14 protein-coding genes are annotated in these 14,426 nt (G+C 74.7%); 9 read left to right on the top strand and 5 right to left on the bottom strand.

The features are described 5' to 3' along the window. Positions 1-313: 313 nt before the first annotated feature. A complete protein-coding gene (locus O7612_RS25600; RefSeq protein ID WP_282268031.1) occupies positions 314-745 on the bottom strand; it encodes a DUF5980 family protein in 432 nt (143 codons plus the stop codon). 212 nt (positions 746-957) lie between these two features. Here O7612_RS25600 and O7612_RS25595 point away from each other — a divergent pair, with 212 nt between their 5' ends. Beyond that, positions 958-1,722: a class I SAM-dependent methyltransferase gene (locus O7612_RS25595; protein WP_282268029.1), complete on the top strand. Its 765-nt coding sequence runs from the start codon at positions 958-960 to the stop codon at positions 1,720-1,722. A 297-nt stretch (positions 1,723-2,019) separates the two neighbouring features. Here the strand turns inward: O7612_RS25595 and O7612_RS25590 are convergent, their stop codons facing one another. Further along, entirely contained in the window at positions 2,020-4,164 is a 2,145-nt protein-coding gene (locus O7612_RS25590) for a prolyl oligopeptidase family serine peptidase (RefSeq protein ID WP_282268027.1), read from the bottom strand. An 86-nt stretch (positions 4,165-4,250) separates the two neighbouring features. On the opposite strand from O7612_RS25590, the gene mshB reads away from it, so the two are divergent. The 3 genes from mshB (at position 4,251) to O7612_RS25575 (ending at position 6,295) form a co-directional block, all read left to right on the top strand. Beyond that, positions 4,251-5,288, top strand: coding sequence for an N-acetyl-1-D-myo-inositol-2-amino-2-deoxy-alpha-D-glucopyranoside deacetylase (gene mshB, locus O7612_RS25585; RefSeq protein WP_282268015.1), 1,038 nt, complete (start codon positions 4,251-4,253; stop codon positions 5,286-5,288). 2 nt (positions 5,289-5,290) lie between these two features. Beyond that, positions 5,291-5,749, top strand: coding sequence for a hypothetical protein (locus O7612_RS25580; protein ID WP_282274054.1), 459 nt, complete (start codon positions 5,291-5,293; stop codon positions 5,747-5,749). Between the two features lie 81 nt (positions 5,750-5,830). Further along, a complete protein-coding gene (locus O7612_RS25575; RefSeq protein ID WP_282268014.1) occupies positions 5,831-6,295 on the top strand; it encodes a hypothetical protein in 465 nt (154 codons plus the stop codon). An 18-nt stretch (positions 6,296-6,313) separates the two neighbouring features. On the opposite strand, the gene O7612_RS25570 is transcribed toward O7612_RS25575, so the two are convergent. Beyond that, complete coding sequence (locus O7612_RS25570) at positions 6,314-7,276, bottom strand: GNAT family N-acetyltransferase (RefSeq protein ID WP_282268013.1); 963 nt, start codon at positions 7,274-7,276, stop codon at positions 6,314-6,316. Positions 7,277-7,355: 79 nt separating this feature from the next. Between O7612_RS25570 and fdxA the strand changes: the two genes are divergently transcribed. The 5 genes from fdxA to O7612_RS25545 all read left to right on the top strand — a co-directional run bounded on the left by fdxA (position 7,356) and on the right by O7612_RS25545 (position 11,199). Then, positions 7,356-7,682 (top strand): ferredoxin, encoded by a 327-nt coding sequence (gene fdxA / locus O7612_RS25565; protein ID WP_282268012.1) that lies wholly within the window; start codon positions 7,356-7,358, stop codon positions 7,680-7,682. Positions 7,683-7,747: 65 nt separating this feature from the next. Further along, positions 7,748-8,845 (top strand): succinyldiaminopimelate transaminase, encoded by a 1,098-nt coding sequence (gene dapC, locus O7612_RS25560; RefSeq protein WP_282268011.1) that lies wholly within the window; start codon positions 7,748-7,750, stop codon positions 8,843-8,845. A gap of 10 nt (positions 8,846-8,855) precedes the next feature. Next, positions 8,856-9,872, top strand: a complete 1,017-nt coding sequence (locus O7612_RS25555; RefSeq protein ID WP_282268009.1) for a prephenate dehydrogenase/arogenate dehydrogenase family protein — start codon at positions 8,856-8,858, stop codon at positions 9,870-9,872. A gap of 47 nt (positions 9,873-9,919) precedes the next feature. Continuing rightward, complete coding sequence (locus O7612_RS25550; protein WP_282268008.1) at positions 9,920-10,558, top strand: SIMPL domain-containing protein; 639 nt, start codon at positions 9,920-9,922, stop codon at positions 10,556-10,558. Beyond that, the gene (locus tag O7612_RS25545; protein WP_282268007.1) at positions 10,558-11,199 is read left to right on the top strand and encodes a nucleoside/nucleotide kinase family protein; all 642 of its coding nucleotides are present in this window, start codon (positions 10,558-10,560) and stop codon (positions 11,197-11,199) included. Before O7612_RS25550 ends, O7612_RS25545 begins: the two co-directional genes overlap by 1 nt. Here O7612_RS25545 and O7612_RS25540 read toward each other — a convergent pair. After that, the gene (locus O7612_RS25540) at positions 11,182-13,758 is read right to left on the bottom strand and encodes a hypothetical protein (protein ID WP_282268006.1); all 2,577 of its coding nucleotides are present in this window, start codon (positions 13,756-13,758) and stop codon (positions 11,182-11,184) included. The genes O7612_RS25545 and O7612_RS25540 overlap by 18 nt on opposite strands. 92 nt (positions 13,759-13,850) lie before the next feature. Next, positions 13,851-14,399, bottom strand: coding sequence for a sugar O-acetyltransferase (locus O7612_RS25535; RefSeq protein WP_282268005.1), 549 nt, complete (start codon positions 14,397-14,399; stop codon positions 13,851-13,853). Positions 14,400-14,426: the final 27 nt, after the last annotated feature.

Here is a 14,426-nt window from a genome sequence, read left to right as displayed (position 1 = left end):
GGCCTGATCCACTCCGTGGGCCGATGGTGCGGTGTCCGCGTGCCGGGACACCGCACCATCGGCGGCATCGCATCGATCAGCCCGCTGGTGTCGCTCGGACGGCAGGTGTCGCTCAAGCCGGAGTGTCGATCAGGCCGGCGGTGTCGATCAGGCCGGCGGTGTCGATCAGGCCGGCTGGTGTCGCTCACGCCGGCGGTGTCGATCAGGCCGGCGGTGTCGATCAGGCCGGCGGTGTCGATCAGGCCGGCTGGTGTCGCTCACGCCGGCGGTGTCGATCAGGCCGGCGGTGTCGCTCACGCCGGCGGTGTCGCCCTCAGCAGGAGGACTTGATGTCGAGGGTTACCGGGACGCTCTGGGTGGTGGTGCCGTCGGTGACCTGGAGCAGTGGGACGTAGTGGCCGAGGGGGGCGCTGTGCAGGCGGAACGCGGCCAGGATCTGCACGACGTGGCCGTCGCCGGACCCGGGCGGGGTGCTCTGCGGGCTGTAGACCTCGGTGCCGGCGGGCATCCCGGTGTAGCCGGCGGTGATCGTCGTCGTCCACGTCCCGTCCAGGACGACGAAGAAGTACAGAGCGCGCGGGTCGTCGGGGATGGCGCAGATGCGCTGCGGCAGGTCCTCCAGGGTCCAGGTCGACGAGCTGACCGGGGCGGGCGACGCGGCGACCGGGGTGCCGCCGACGAGGGCGAGTGACAACGCCGCCAACACGGGGGCGGTGATCCGGCGGGCGGTGCGGGCAAAGCTCATCATCGGCTCCTTACCTTTCCGGCATGACACGAACGCCGCCCAGACTGGCAGGACGATTTCAGAGGTTTTTGAGAAGAGCGCCGGGAAAGATGGTCACCCGTGGCCCACCGCCCCGCCTCCGGAGACCCGGCCGGCACCGCCACCCGTGTCGACGGTCAGCCAAAGACGTAAATCGATTGACCCCCGGTGGACCGGTCGGGACAGTGCGGGGTATGGACCCGACCTCGCGCGCCAACCGGATCGCCTGGGATCAGGCCCATCAGGGGCGGGCCTGGGCCGACGCCGAGATGTTGGCCGAGGCGGCGGCCGGCGGCACCCTCGTCGCCAGCGAACGCGCGTTGCTACGCGACATCCTGGCGACCCGGCCCCTGGTGGTCCACCCGCAGAGCGGCAACGGCCAGGACGACATCGCCCTGGTTCGGGCCGGTGCGCGGACGGTGGTCGGGGTCGACTACAGCGAGAACGCGATCGCCGGCGCGCGGGGCCGCGCCGACGCCCTCGGTGCCGCCTGCCACTACCTGGTCGGGGCGGTCCCCGGGGTGCCGCTGCGCGACGGCTGCGTCGATCTCGTCTACACCGGCAAGGGCGCGCTGATCTGGATGCCCGACATCGACGCCTGGGCCACGGAGCTGGCCCGCCTGTTGCGCCCCGGCGGCCACCTGTTCGTCCACGACGGGCATCCGGCCACCGACCTGTGGACCTGGGACCTGGACGAGCCGCGTATCCGCCCCGACCGCAGCTACTTCGGCCGCTCGTTCGTCTGCGCCGACGACAGTTTCCCGGCGTACGGGGCGGTGATGTGGCAGTGGACGCTCGGCCGGATCGTCACCGCGGTGGTCGACGCCGGCCTGGAGGTCCGGCATCTCGCCGAGTACGCGGAGCCGTTCTGGCGGATGGGTGACATCGACGCGGCGGCCTTCCGTGGTCGCCTGCCGAACGCGTTCGCCCTGCTGGCCCGCCGTCCCGCCGGGGAGTGAGTGGGGTCGCCGTCCCGCCGGGGAGTGAGCGGGCCACTGTCCCGCCGGGGAGTGAGCGGGCCACTGTCCCGCCGGACGGTGAGCGGGGTCGCTGTCGCGCCGGGCGGTGAGTGGGGCCGCCGTCCCGCCGGAGGGGGGTGAGCCAGCCCGCCGGGCGGTGAGCCAGGCTGCCGTCCCGTCGGGCAGTGCGCGGCCCGGACCACGGCCCGGCCCGCCGGGGTCTCGGTCGGACCCCGGCGGCCACGGTGACGATGGTGGCCGGGGTCGGACAACGGCCCGGCCCGCCGGGGTCTCGGCTCAACCCAGGTGGTTACGGAGGAAGTCGAGTTCCAGGCGGAGCAGGCGCTCGGACAGCCCCCCGGCCGCCAGGTGGGTGGCCCCGGTCAACGGCAGCACCGCGTGCGGCCGACCGGTGGACAGCAGCGCCGCCGACAGCCGCAGCGTGTGCGCGGCCACCACGTTGTCGTCGACCATCCCGTGCACCAGCAGCAGCGGGCGGGCCGGCTCACCGGGATGCAGCGGCTCCGCCGCCAGCTCCACCAGCGAGTGGTGCCCGTACACGTCGATGCCGTCGTCCGGCAGGCCCAGGTAACGCTCGGTGTACGCGGTGTCGTACAGCGTCCAGTCGGTGACCGGGGCACCGGCGATACCGCACCGGAACAGCTCCGGATGCCGCAGCACCGCCAGACCGGCCAGCCAGCCGCCGAACGACCAGCCCCGGACCGCCACCCGCTCCAGGTCCAGGTCGGGATGCTTGCCGGCGAGCGCGGTCAGCGCGTCCACCTGGTCGGTCAGGATCACGTCGGCCACCCGCCGGTGGATCGCCTTCTCGAACGACGGGGCCACGCCCGGCGTACCCCGGTTGTCGATGGTGACCACGGCGAACCCGTTGTCGGCCCACCACTGCCGCTCCAGCCAGGCCGACCGGGCGGCCACCACCTCCTGGTGTCCCGGGCCGCCGTAGACGTCGAGCAGCACCGGCAACCGGGTGCCCTTGACGTGCTCGGTCGGGTAGAGCACCGCCGTCGGTAACCGCCGGTCGGTCACCCGGACCAGCATCGGCCGGGGCGCGGACGACGGGGTGGCCGCCAGTGACCGCAACCGGGCCACCTCCCGGTCACCGCGCCACACCGACCAGGCCGTCCCCGCCTCGTCCAGCGAGGCCGTGCCGACCACCAGCGTATCCCCGCCGACGACCGCCGTGTGCCAGCCCGGGGCGCTGCTCATCCGGCGGGTGTCCACCCCGCCGCCGATCACGGTCCGGACCCGGTAGAGGTGCCGTTGGCTCGGCTCGCCCTCGCTCGCCTCGACCAGCAGGTCGGCCGGGCCGGAACCGGTGGGCAGCCGGCCCACCACCCGCCGCACGTACAGCGAGGGCGGGGTGAGCAGGGTGCCGTCGGCGAACAGGCAGCGGGCGTCGTACCCGTCGTGGGCCAGTTCGCCGCCGACCAGCACCCGGCCGTCCTGCAGGTGAGTCGGGGTGCCCGGGATCGGCTCCACCCAGCGCGGGTCGGCCAGCTCGGCGTGCACCTGGGTCTCGCCGGTGCGCGGGTCCACCGCCAGCACCAGGCCGTGCTGCTGCGACCGGCGCAGCACGGTGATCAGCGGGTTGCCGTCGGCCCAGTCGGCCGAGGCCAGGTAGGGGTAGGTCTCCCGGTCCCAGTGCACGTCGACCCAGCCGTCGTCCAGGTCGAGCAGGTGCAGGCTGACCTCCGCGTTCGGCCCGCCCGCCCGGGGGTACGCGACGACGGTCGGCGGGGCCGCCGGGTCCGCCGGGTCGTGCAGGTGCCACTGGGGCAGCCGGGACTCGTCGACCCGGGCGGCGAGCACCATCCGTCCGTCCGGCGCCCACCAGTAGCCCCGGAACCGGCCGAACTCCTCCGCCGCGACGTGTTCGGCGAGACCCCAGGCCACCCGACCGTCCTCGCCGGCCAGCAGGGTGTCGGTGCCGTCCGGGTCGATCACCCGCAGCTCGCCCCGGCGCACCCCGGGGGCGGTGTCGGTGACGTACGCCACCCGTTGCCCGGTGGGGTCGGGGCGCGGGTCGACCACCGGGCCGACGGTGGTCACCTCGATCACGTCGCCGTGCACCAGGTCGGCCCGGAACAATCGTCCGGCCAGCGCGAACACGGCAACCCGGGCCGCACCGTCCAGGGCGTACGAGCCGATGCCGGCGGCGCTGAGCCGGCGTCGTTCGCGCAGCGTCCGCTCGCCCGGGGCCAGCGCCACCGGCTCGGCGTCCTCGCCGAGCAGCACGGCCGGGTCGGCGATCAGCCGCTCCTCGCCGGAGGCGGTCTCCAACGCCCAGAGCGCGTCGGCCGGGTCCTCCGGGCCGCCGGAGCGCAGGAAGACCACCCGGGAACCGTCGTCGGCCACGGAAACGGCACGCGGTGCCCCGTGGCTGAACCGACGGGTACGGGCGGCCAGCTCGGGAAAGTCCACAACCCGGATCGTAGAGCGGCGTCGGGCGTGATGTGGCCGACCTGCCTGGACGCGTACGCCTCGGGGCGCCCGGACCGCCGGTTAGAGTGACGGTCGTGACGACGCTGCCCGACCGACGCCTGTTGCTGGTCCACGCGCATCCCGACGACGAGTCCATCGGCACCGGGTCGACGATGGCGCACTACGCCGCCGCCGGTGCCCACGTCACGCTGGTGACCTGCACTCTCGGCGAGGAGGGCGAGATCCACGTGCCGGCGCTGGCGCAGCTCGCCGCCGCCGAGGCCGACCAGCTCGGCGGGTTCCGGATCGGGGAGCTGACGGCCGCCTGTGCCGCGCTCGGCGTCACCGACCACCGCTTCCTCGGCGGCGCGGGCCGCTACCGGGACTCGGGGATGATGGGCATGCCCACCAACGAGCACCCGCGGGCGTTCTGGGCCGCCGACCTCGACGAGGCCGCCGGGCAGCTCCTGGAGGTCATCCGGGAGGTCCGGCCGCAGGTCATGGTCACGTACGACCCGAACGGCTTCTACGGGCACCCGGACCACATCCAGGCGCACCGGGTGGCGATGCGGGCGCACGAGTTGGCCGCCGCGGAGGGCATCGCCCCGGCCAAGGTCTACTGGACGGCGCTGCCACGTACCGTCATGGAGGCCGGGATGAGCCACTTCACCGAGTCGTCGGACAACCCGTTCGACGGTATCGACAGTATCGACGACCTGCCCTTCGGCACCCCGGACGAGCAGATCGCGGCCCGGATCGACGGCACCGACCAGCATGCCGCCAAGGAGGCGGCGATGCGGGCACATGCCACCCAGATCCCGGCCAACTCGTGGCTGTACGCGATCGCCGGGAACTTCGGCGCGGAGTTCATGGGGGTGGAGTACTTCACCCTGGCGGTGGGGGACCGGGGGCCGGGTGGCGGCCCGAACGGCTGGGAGAGCGACCTCTTCGCCGGCATCGACGTGACCGCCCCGCAGTGGGCCGTCCGACTGCCGGAACAACCCGGTCACGACCTGCCGGAACAACCCGGACACGATCTGGCCGACCCGCCGCCGGCCGGGGGCGGGCCGGAGCGGGCCGGGGGCGGGCCGGCGCGGGCCGGCGCGACGGTCGGGCTCCGGTGACCCTGCCCGCCACGCCGGTGCCGGTCGTCGAGGAGGAGCCCGCCGCCGAGGCCCGACCACCCGGCCGGGGCCTCCGGCTGCTCGACGTCGTGCTGCGGGTCGTCGGTGGGCTGGTGGCGGTGGCCGGCGGGGTGCTCACCGCCCTGATCGCCCTGCTGCTGTCCACCGTGCGGGTCGGCGGTCAGCTGATCGGGGTGTCGGTGGTGGTCACCATCGCGGGGGCGGTAGCGGTGAGCTGGTTCGCGTACACCACGGTCGGCCGCAGGTGGGCGGTGGCGTTGCCGGCGCTGCCGTGGTTCGTGCTGATGGCGGTGGCGGCGGTCCGCACCGACGAGGGTGACCTGCTGGTCGCCGGGGAGAACTGGGTCGGGCTGGCGATGATCACCACCGGGGCGATGACCTTCGCGGTGATGGCGTTCCGGCAGATCCTCAGCCCGCAGCCGCGCCGGCACGACGGGTGATGACGACAACCGGCCGGCGGTGGTAGATATTCCTGCCAGGAGACCCGCCGACCGGGCGGGCGGTACGGCGGGAGGCGTGTGATGACGCAGCGGTGGCGGGCGGTCGGGGTGCTCGCGGCGGCCCTGTTCGCGGTCAACGTGGTGGCCCGGCTGATCATCAAGCTCGGCTTCGACGGCGACGACGCCGCCGCCGACCGGGCCTCCCTGGGCATGTTCGTGGTGGTCGGGCTGGTGCTGGCGGCGGTGGTGTTCGCCTGGGGCCGGGTCGTCCCGGCGGCGCGCTGGGGGGCCGACGTCGCCGCCGCGGTGGCCGTGGCGTTGCTGCTGACCGTGCTGGTCGGGCCGCTGCTGGTCGGCGACGACCCGTTCGGCGGGGGCGCGGGGCTCTTCTTCGCCCAGATCTGGCTCTACCTCGCCGCCGCGGGTGCGGGCGTGGCGATCGGCTACCTGGTGCTCATCGCGCTCGGCCGGGACCACCGCTCCCGGCAGCTCCAGCGGTACGCCGAGCGCAACGCGACCAGGCCGCGCCGGGTCGTCCGCCGCTGACCCCGTGACCGTTCCGGGTCAGCCCGACGGGGCGACCCGGGTCAGGTAGGTGTGGTGGGTGGTGAAGCCGAGCCTGCGGTAGAGCGACACCGCCTCGGTGTTGCGCTGTTCCACCTGGAGGAAGGCGTGGGTGGCGCCCTCGACCACGCCCCAGCCGGCCAGCTCCCGGACCACCCGGGTGGCCAGCCCCTGCCGCCGGACCTGCGGGGCCACCTCGATCAGGCTGAGCCCCAGCCAGCGGCCCTGCCCGGTGACCGTGCCCCGGGCCATGGCGACCAGCGTGCCGTCGGCGTACACCTGGGCGAAGCGGACCCGGTCCACGGCGGTGAGGACGTGCCGGGCGGCGGCCGGCAGGCCACCCTTGCGGCCGGCGGCGACCGCGAGCCACTCCTCGGACGGCGCGTCGGCCAGGGTGACCGGCGGGCCGTCGGCCGGGGCGGGTTCCGGCGGCCGCAGGGTGGTCAGCGGGACGGTCTGGACCAGGGTCAGCGGCCGGGCCGTCCAGCCCCGGGCGTCGAGTTCGACGCCGACCGGGACGGCCAGCGGCAACGGCGTGTTGACGATGGCGGGCTGGCCGCGCTCGGTGTACCAGCGTTCGATCGCGTCCACGGCCGCCGGCAGCGGGCGGTCCGGGTCGCCGACCGGCAGCGCCGAGTTGGCCCGCCCGGTCCAGCCGTCGGCGGAGCGCAGCAGCCAGTCGCCGAGCCGACCGCGTACCGGCGCGGGCCACGCCTCGTCGGCCGCCAGTTCCAGCTCGACCACGGCGGTGGCGGTGGGCCGCCGGGTGGGGGGCACCCGTTTGGCCCGGTGCACCTCGGTAACCGGTACCCGGACCCGACCCTGGGCGGTGGCGATGGTGAGATGGGTCTCGCTCAGCTCGACCAGCTCGCCGAGGGCGTCCGAGAAGAGGGGCCGGCCCTCACGAATCCCCACAATGCGGCGAACCACGATCCGGTGTCCCACATCCTGCTGTCTGAGCACGATCGACCTCCTCCCCGGCGAGATACTAGGCTCTTAGCGTCGCGGGTGATCGCGACGAGTCTTGCGGAGGAGAAGACCGGTGACCTACATCATCGCCGAGCCGTGCGTGGATGTGCTCGACAAGGCATGCATCGAGGAATGCCCGGTCGACTGCATTTACGAGGGCAACCGGATGCTCTACATCCACCCCGACGAGTGCGTCGACTGTGGTGCCTGTGAGCCGGTCTGCCCGGTGGAGGCCATCTTCTACGAGGACGACGTCCCGGAGCAGTGGAAGGACTACACCGGGGCCAACTACGAGTTCTTCGAGGACCTGGGCTCGCCGGGCGGTGCGTCGAAGATCGGCAAGGTGGACAAGGACGCCACCTTCGTCGTCGGCCAACCGCCGCGCGGCGAGGGCAGCTGAACCGGCCGGTGGCGCCGGGGCCGGCGGTCGGGTCCGGGCCGGAGCCGCCGGTCGGTTCCGCCGCGGTGTCGGCCCGGCTGCCCGAATTCACCTGGGACGCCCTGGACGCCGCGGCCACCCTGGCCGCGGCGCACCCGGACGGCCTGATCAACCTCTCCATGGGCACGCCGGTCGATCCGGTGCCGCCGGTGATCCGGCAGGCGCTGGCGGACGCGTCCGACGCGCCGGGCTACCCGCTGACGGCGGGCAGCCCGGCGCTGCGGGCCGCCATCACCGGCTGGGTGGGCCGGGCCTGCGGTGCCGGCGTCGACGGGCTCGCGGTGCTGCCGACGATCGGTTCCAAGGAGCTGGTCGCCTGGCTGCCCACCCTGCTCGGGATCGGCCCCGGCGACGTGGTCGTGGTGCCCTCGATCGCCTATCCGACATATGCCGACGGGGCCGCGCTGGCCGGTGCCACCGTCGTCCGCGCCGACTCGCTGACCGCGGTCGGCCCCACCTCCCGGGTGCGCCTGGTCTGGGTCAACTCGCCCGGCAACCCGACCGGTCGGGTGCTGCCCGCCGCCCACCTGCGTAAGGTGGTCGACTGGGCCCGGGAGCGCGGTGCCGTGGTGGCCAGCGACGAGTGCTACCTGCCGCTGGGCTGGACGGCCGACGCCGCGCCGGTGTCGGTGCTCGCGCCGGAGGTCTGCGGCGGGTCGTACGAGGCGGTGCTGGCGGTGCACTCGCTGTCCAAGCGGTCCAACCTGGCCGGCTACCGGGCCGGGTTCGTCGCCGGGGATCCGGCGCTGGTCGCCGAGCTGCTGAAGGTCCGCAAGCACGCGGGCATGATCGTCCCGGCCCCGGTGCAGGCCGCGATGGTGGCCGCGCTCGGTGACCAGACGCACGCCGACGAGCAGCGGGAACGCTACCGGGCACGGCGGGGTACGCTGCTCGCCGCGTTCACCGGGGCGGGGTTCCGGTTGGACCACTCCGAGGCGGGCCTCTACCTCTGGCTCACCCGCGACGAGGACTGCTGGCGCACCGTCGACTGGTTGGCCCGGCGGGGCGTCCTGGTCGCCGCCGGGGCCTTCTACGGCCCGGCCGGGCAGCGGCACGTGCGGGTGGCGCTGACCGGCTCCGACGCGCACGTCGCGGCGGTCGCGCAGCGGCTCGCCCAGCCGTAGGGCGGCTGCGGTGGGGGGCGAGGTGGGCCGGCTCCGGGCCGCCGTGGTGGGCACCGGCCTGATCGGCGGGTCGATCCTGCTGCGGCTGCACGAGGCCGGCGTCCGGGTGGTCGGCTGGGATCCGGATCCGGCGACCCGGGCCGCGGGCCGTGGGCGGGGGCTGACCTTCCCCGACGACCTGGCCGAGGCGGTCCGGGAGCGGGACGTGGTGTTCCTCGGCGGCCCGTTGCCGAGTCTGCCGGAGACCCTGCTCACCGTGGCCGGGCTGACCGACGACCGGTGTGTCGTCACCGACGTGGGCAGCACCAAGGCGGCGGTCGCCGAGTTCGCCGGGGCGCACGGGTTGACCGGTCGGTTCGTCCCCGGCCACCCGATGGCCGGCGCGGAGCGGGCCGGGCTCACCGCCGCGCTGGCCGGGCTCTTCGTCGACGCGGCCTGGGTGCTCTGCCCGAGCGTCGACGGGCTGGGGCCGTTCCGGTCGCTGGTGGGGCTGGTCGTCGACGTCTTCCACGCGCATGCCGTACCGATGTCGCCGGGGGTGCACGACTCCGTGGTCGCGCTCTCCTCGCACGTGCCGCACCTGCTGGCCGGCAGCCTGGCCGGGGCCGCCGCCGACTCGGCGGTGCGTGACGCGGTGGTCCGGCTGGCGGCGGGGAGTTTCCGCGACGGCACCCGGGTCGCCACGACCCCGGCCCGGCGAACCGCCGACATGCTGCTGGCCAACCGGGAACAGGTGCTCCGGCAACTGGCCGAGGTGCGGGCCGCGCTCGACGGGCTGGCCGAGGCGGTCCGCGCCGACGACCTGCCCACCCTGGTGGACCGGTACGAGCGGGCCGCCACGGTACGCCGGGCCCGGCCGGGACACGCGCCACCCGTACGCCGGCAGTTCGCGCTGGACGGCGACCCGGCCGACGAGCTGGCGTTCGTGCGGTCGGTCGGCGAGTCGGGCGGGCACCTCACCGGGTGCACGGTGGCGGGAGGGCTGGTCACGTACACCGGCCTGCGGCCCGCCGACGCCCCGGCGTGACCGTGCGGAAGCCGGCGGCGGCCCGGTCGCGCCGTTAGGGTGGGTGCGTGGCGGACGGACCGGTGGTGGCGGTGCGCGGTGAGGCGTACCGGGAGGTGGCACCCGAGCTGGCCCGGTTCGAGGTGACCGCGACGGCCCGGGAACGGGACCGTCAGGTCGCCCTGACCCGGCTCGCCGAACGGGCCGCCGCCGTCCGGGTGCTGCTCGACGAGCACGAGCCGGCGGTGGACCGCCGGGAGGCCGGGGAGCTGCGGGTACGCCCCGAGACGAACAGGTCCGGCGAGCGGGTCGTCGGCTACCTGGGCAGTGTCTCGACCACGGTCACCGTCACCGACTTCGGTTCCCTCGCCGAGCTGATGCTGCGCCTGGCCGAGCTGGACCAGGTCGAGGTCGCCGGTCCCTGGTGGTCGCTGCGTCCGGACAGCCCGGTCCACCGCGACGCCCGGCACGCGGCGATCACCGACGCGCTGCGCCGGGCACGGGAGTACGCCGAGGCGCTCGGGGCCCGGGTGACCGCGCTGGTGGAGCTGGCCGACACCGACGAGGGCTTCGGCGGGGGCGGGGCGATGTACGCCCGCCAGGACCGGCTGGCCGGCTCGCCGGAACTGGAACTCGACCCCCGTCCGCAGCCGGTGCACGCGGTGGTACGGGCCCGGTTCACCATCAGCGAGCCGGTCCTGGACTGATGCCCGGGGCGCGTCCGTTCTCCGTCGACGACCTGGTGGCCCGAGCCCGGTCGCTGGCCGACGCCGGCCCCCGGCAGTTGCTGGGGATCGCCGGGGCACCCGGCGCGGGCAAGTCCACCCTGGCCGAGCGGATCGTCGCGGCGGTCGGCCCGACCGCCCGGCTGGTGCCGATGGACGGCTTCCATCTCGCCCAGGCGGAGCTGGTCCGGCTGGGCCGGGCCGACCGCAAGGGCGCGGTGGACACCTTCGACGCCAACGGGTACGTGTCGTTGCTGCGCCGGTTGCGCCGGTTGGAGCCGACCGCCGTGTACGCACCGCTGTTCCGCCGTGACCTGGAGGAGCCGGTGGCCGGGGCGGTGGAGGTGCCGCCCTCGGTCCGGCTGGTGGTGACCGAGGGCAACTACCTGCTGCTCGACGATCCGCCCTGGGACGAGGTGCGGTCGCTGTTGCACGAGGCGTGGTTCCTCGACCTGGACGCCGGGCTGCGGCTGCGCCGGTTGGTGGCGCGGCACGTCGCGTACGGGCGGTCGCCGGAGGCGGCGCAGGCCTGGGCGTGCGGCAGCGACGAGGCGAACGCCGCTCTGGTGGCGGGCACCGCCGGCCGGGCCGACCTGGTGGTCCGGTCAACCGACCCGGGGTGACGGGACGGTACGCCGTAGCAGCCGGGCCACCAGGGTCCGTTCCCGGTGGAACTCCAGCGCCTCCGGGTAGCCGCTGTGGTTGCGGATCGGTGGGTCGGCGACCTCGCCCCCGCTGGGGTGCAGCGCCTCCGGGTCGCTCACCGGCACGTCCCGTTCCCCGGCGTCGACCGGCCAGCCGAGCGGGTCGGTGCCGCGCCAGAAGTTGGTCCACGCAACGTAGCCGGAGGGCCAGGTCAGGGAGTCGGCGAGCACCCGGAGCCGGTCCGGCCCGAAGTAGGCCGGGAAGATCCGTCCGTAGAGCCGGGTGAGCTGGCAGCCGTAGGACAGGAACCAGATCCGCCGCCGCCACCGGGTGGGCAGTTGGAGCAGCATCGCCGCGCAGAGCACGGTGCCCTGGCTGTGCCCGGAGAGGATCACCCCGTCCATCCTGCGGGGGTCGGGCTCGGCCAGCGCGAGGATTCCGGCGACCCGGGTCTGTAGTTCGGGGACGGCCCGTTCCGCGTAGCTGGGCGGGGCGAGCGGATGGGCGGCGCGGGGCCAGAACGTGCCGATGTCCCAGAGCACCCCGACGCTGCGCCGGACGGTGTCGTTGCGGTAGACGAGCATGCCCAGGCCGGCGACCACCAGGGGGAGCCAGCCCAGCATGGTGTCGCCGAGGTCGGCGGCGGCGTGCACCAGGCCCGCCCAGCCCGACGCCCCGGCCGGCGCGGGGCGGGTACGGGTGAGCATGGCCACGCAGGAGAGGGCGACCAGCACCGCCGAGACGGTGGCGTAGCAGCCGGTCAGCCGTACCGCGTGCTCGCCGACCAGGCGGTGCAGCGCGCGGTAGGTGCTGACGTCCCGGCAGCGCCGCAGGTCGTGCGCGGAGACGGCCTGCCCGCCGGTGGTGAGGCGGGCGTACTCGACACGGCGCAGCCGGTGCAGGAGCACCCCGGCGTGGATCAGCGTGCCGATCAGGGCGGCCGTGGCGACGGTGCAGGCCAGCCCGGCCCAGAGCGCCGGCAGCGGCGGCACGATCGGCGAGAAGCCGCTGGGTGAGGAGGGGCCGTTGAGCCGGTCGGTGATCCAGTAGTGCAGGCCGGCGCAGTAGGCGATGGCCATCATCCAACCGAAGCCGGCGATCACCGCGGCCCCCCGGCCGCCCCAGGCCACCCCGGTGTGCCCGGCGGACGGTCGCCGGTCGGCGGCGACGTCGGTGCGGGGCAGCAGCAGGCCGGTGGCGGCGAGCGCGATGGCCGGCGCGGCGAGCAGCCAGATCGGCAGCTCGTCGGGGGCGGCGGGGAGGCCGGGCAGCCGGCCGTCGAGCCAGGCCATCCCGAGGGGGAGCAGCACGCCGGCGGTGCCGGGGGCGAGCAGGGCGCGGCGGCCCGAGCGGGCGACCGCGCCGATGGCGATCAGCAGCAGCACCTGGTAGGTGGCGAGCCAGGCGACGATGCCGTCGTACCCGGGCAGGGAGTGGTCGGTGAGGCAGCCGGCGGGGGCCGGGTCCAGGGCGCAGCCGGCCGGTGGGCGGAACTGCGCCAACGGGGGGCCGGCGGGGCCGTCCGGCAGCAGCAGGAGGGTGAAGGTGCCGGCCAGCGCGAGGCCGGTGAGCACCCCGACGGCGAGGCTCCACCGGCCGAGCGGGGTGGCGCCGCTGCGCCGGGTCAGCCAGGGTCGTCCCACCGCGACCACCGCGATCGCCACGACCGCGACCAGGGCCACGACGGTGGGGGCGGCGACCACGGCCCGGACCCCCCGGGGCGGGTCCATCACCAGGACCGCGCCGACGGGCACCACGGCGGCGAGCACCACGCCGACGCACAGGTGCAGGACGGCGGCGCGGCGCAGCTGGCCCTCCCCGCACCAGAAGGTGGGGTCCTGGAGCGGGTTCGCCAGGGGCGTCGCCCCGGCGGGGTGTTCCCCGTCGTCCGGCACCGGGTGGGGCGGGCGGGGTTCGGCGGGCATCTCCGCCTCGTACTGGTAGGTGCGCCAGGCGACGACGCCGAGCACCAGCAGGACGGCCAGCGGCAGCAGCAGGCCGACGGCGAGGGCGCGGGCGTCGGTGTGCCACCAGCCCTGGCCGAGGAACTCCCAGGGGCCGGGCAGTTGCCGCAGGCACGCCTGGTCGACGCACTGCCAGGCGATCAGGTCGACGCCGATGCCGGTGGCGGCGATCACCAGGGTGCCGGTGAGGCTGAGGCAGAACAGCCGGATCAGCCAGGCGGTGATACCGGAGCGGCTGCCCCAGCGTTCGGTGTCCGGGTCGGACGGAATGCCGGGGCGGGCGTGCAGGGCGACGTTGGCCAGGGTGAACGGCAGCAGGAACGTCCACAGCGCCCGCTCGACGTCGCGCGCGGTCCGCGCCCCCGACGTCAACTGCCCCCAGCTGTACGCCTCCACCACGACCGGGTCGTCCGGGGTGGACGTGGCGGCGCGGTAGAAGCCGGTGACGTCACCGCCGGAGACCCGCCGGGGCGGCGGGCCGGCGTCGGTGGGGTCGGCGGGCAGCCCGAGGATCTGGTCGGGCGGGGTGTTGGACACGCCGTGCACCCGAAGTTCGAGTACCCGCTCGGCCATCGGTGCTCCCTGGTGACGTGTTCACTACCCAGAGTGCATCGAAATTCTCGGTTCGCCCACCGATTTCGGTATCGTTTTCGCAGCTCAAGACCTTATTCGAGGGTTCGGATCACCCGGGCGGGGTTACCCACGGCGACCACGTTGGGCGGTAGGTCGCGGGTGACCACCGCGCCCGCCCCGACCACGGTGTTCTCGCCGACGGTCACCCCGGCGAGAACGATCACCCCGCCGCCGAGCCAGACGTTGTCGCCGATGGTGATCGGTCGGGCCGCCTCCCACCCGGCCCGGCGGGGTTCCGGCTCGACGGGGTGGGTGGCGGCGAGCAGTTGCACGTTGGGTCCGATCTGGACGTCCGCGCCGATGGTGATCCGTGCGACGTCGAGCAGGACGGCGTTGACGTTGACGAAGCTGCGTGCGCCGAGATGGACCTGCCAGCCGTAGTCGCAGTGCAGTGGCGGGCGGACCCGGGCACCTTCGCCGACGGTGCCGAGCAGTTCGCGCAGGGTGGCGAGTCGACCGTCGGGGTCGTCGGGGCTGCTGCGGTTGAAGCGTTCGGTGAGCCGGGCGGCGCGGATCAGGTCGGCGATGAGCTCGGGGTCGTCGGCGCGGTACGGCTCACCGGCGAGCATGCGTTCCTTCATGGACGTCACCTGCTGATCGTCGCCGAT

It is taken from the genome of Micromonospora sp. WMMD987, from assembly GCF_029581435.1.
Classification (GTDB): Bacteria; Actinomycetota; Actinomycetes; order Mycobacteriales; family Micromonosporaceae; genus Micromonospora; species Micromonospora rifamycinica.
Note: the sequence above shows the minus strand (reverse complement) of the source record. Positions and strands in the feature narration are given on the sequence as shown.

Bases quoted from the DNA above. Each gene is read 5' to 3' on its own strand.
- O7612_RS25545 (WP_282268007.1), top strand. From the start codon at position 10,558: ATGCCCGGGGCGCGTCCGTTCTCCGTCGACGACCTGGTGGCCCGAGCC.
- O7612_RS25600 (WP_282268031.1), bottom strand. From the start codon at position 745: ATGAGCTTTGCCCGCACCGCCCGCCGGATCACCGCCCCCGTGTTGGCG.
- O7612_RS25595 (WP_282268029.1), top strand. From the start codon at position 958: ATGGACCCGACCTCGCGCGCCAACCGGATCGCCTGGGATCAGGCCCAT.
- O7612_RS25575 (WP_282268014.1), top strand. From the start codon at position 5,831: ATGACGCAGCGGTGGCGGGCGGTCGGGGTGCTCGCGGCGGCCCTGTTC.
- O7612_RS25535 (WP_282268005.1), bottom strand. From the start codon at position 14,399: ATGAAGGAACGCATGCTCGCCGGTGAGCCGTACCGCGCCGACGACCCC.
- O7612_RS25540 (WP_282268006.1), bottom strand. From the start codon at position 13,758: ATGGCCGAGCGGGTACTCGAACTTCGGGTGCACGGCGTGTCCAACACC.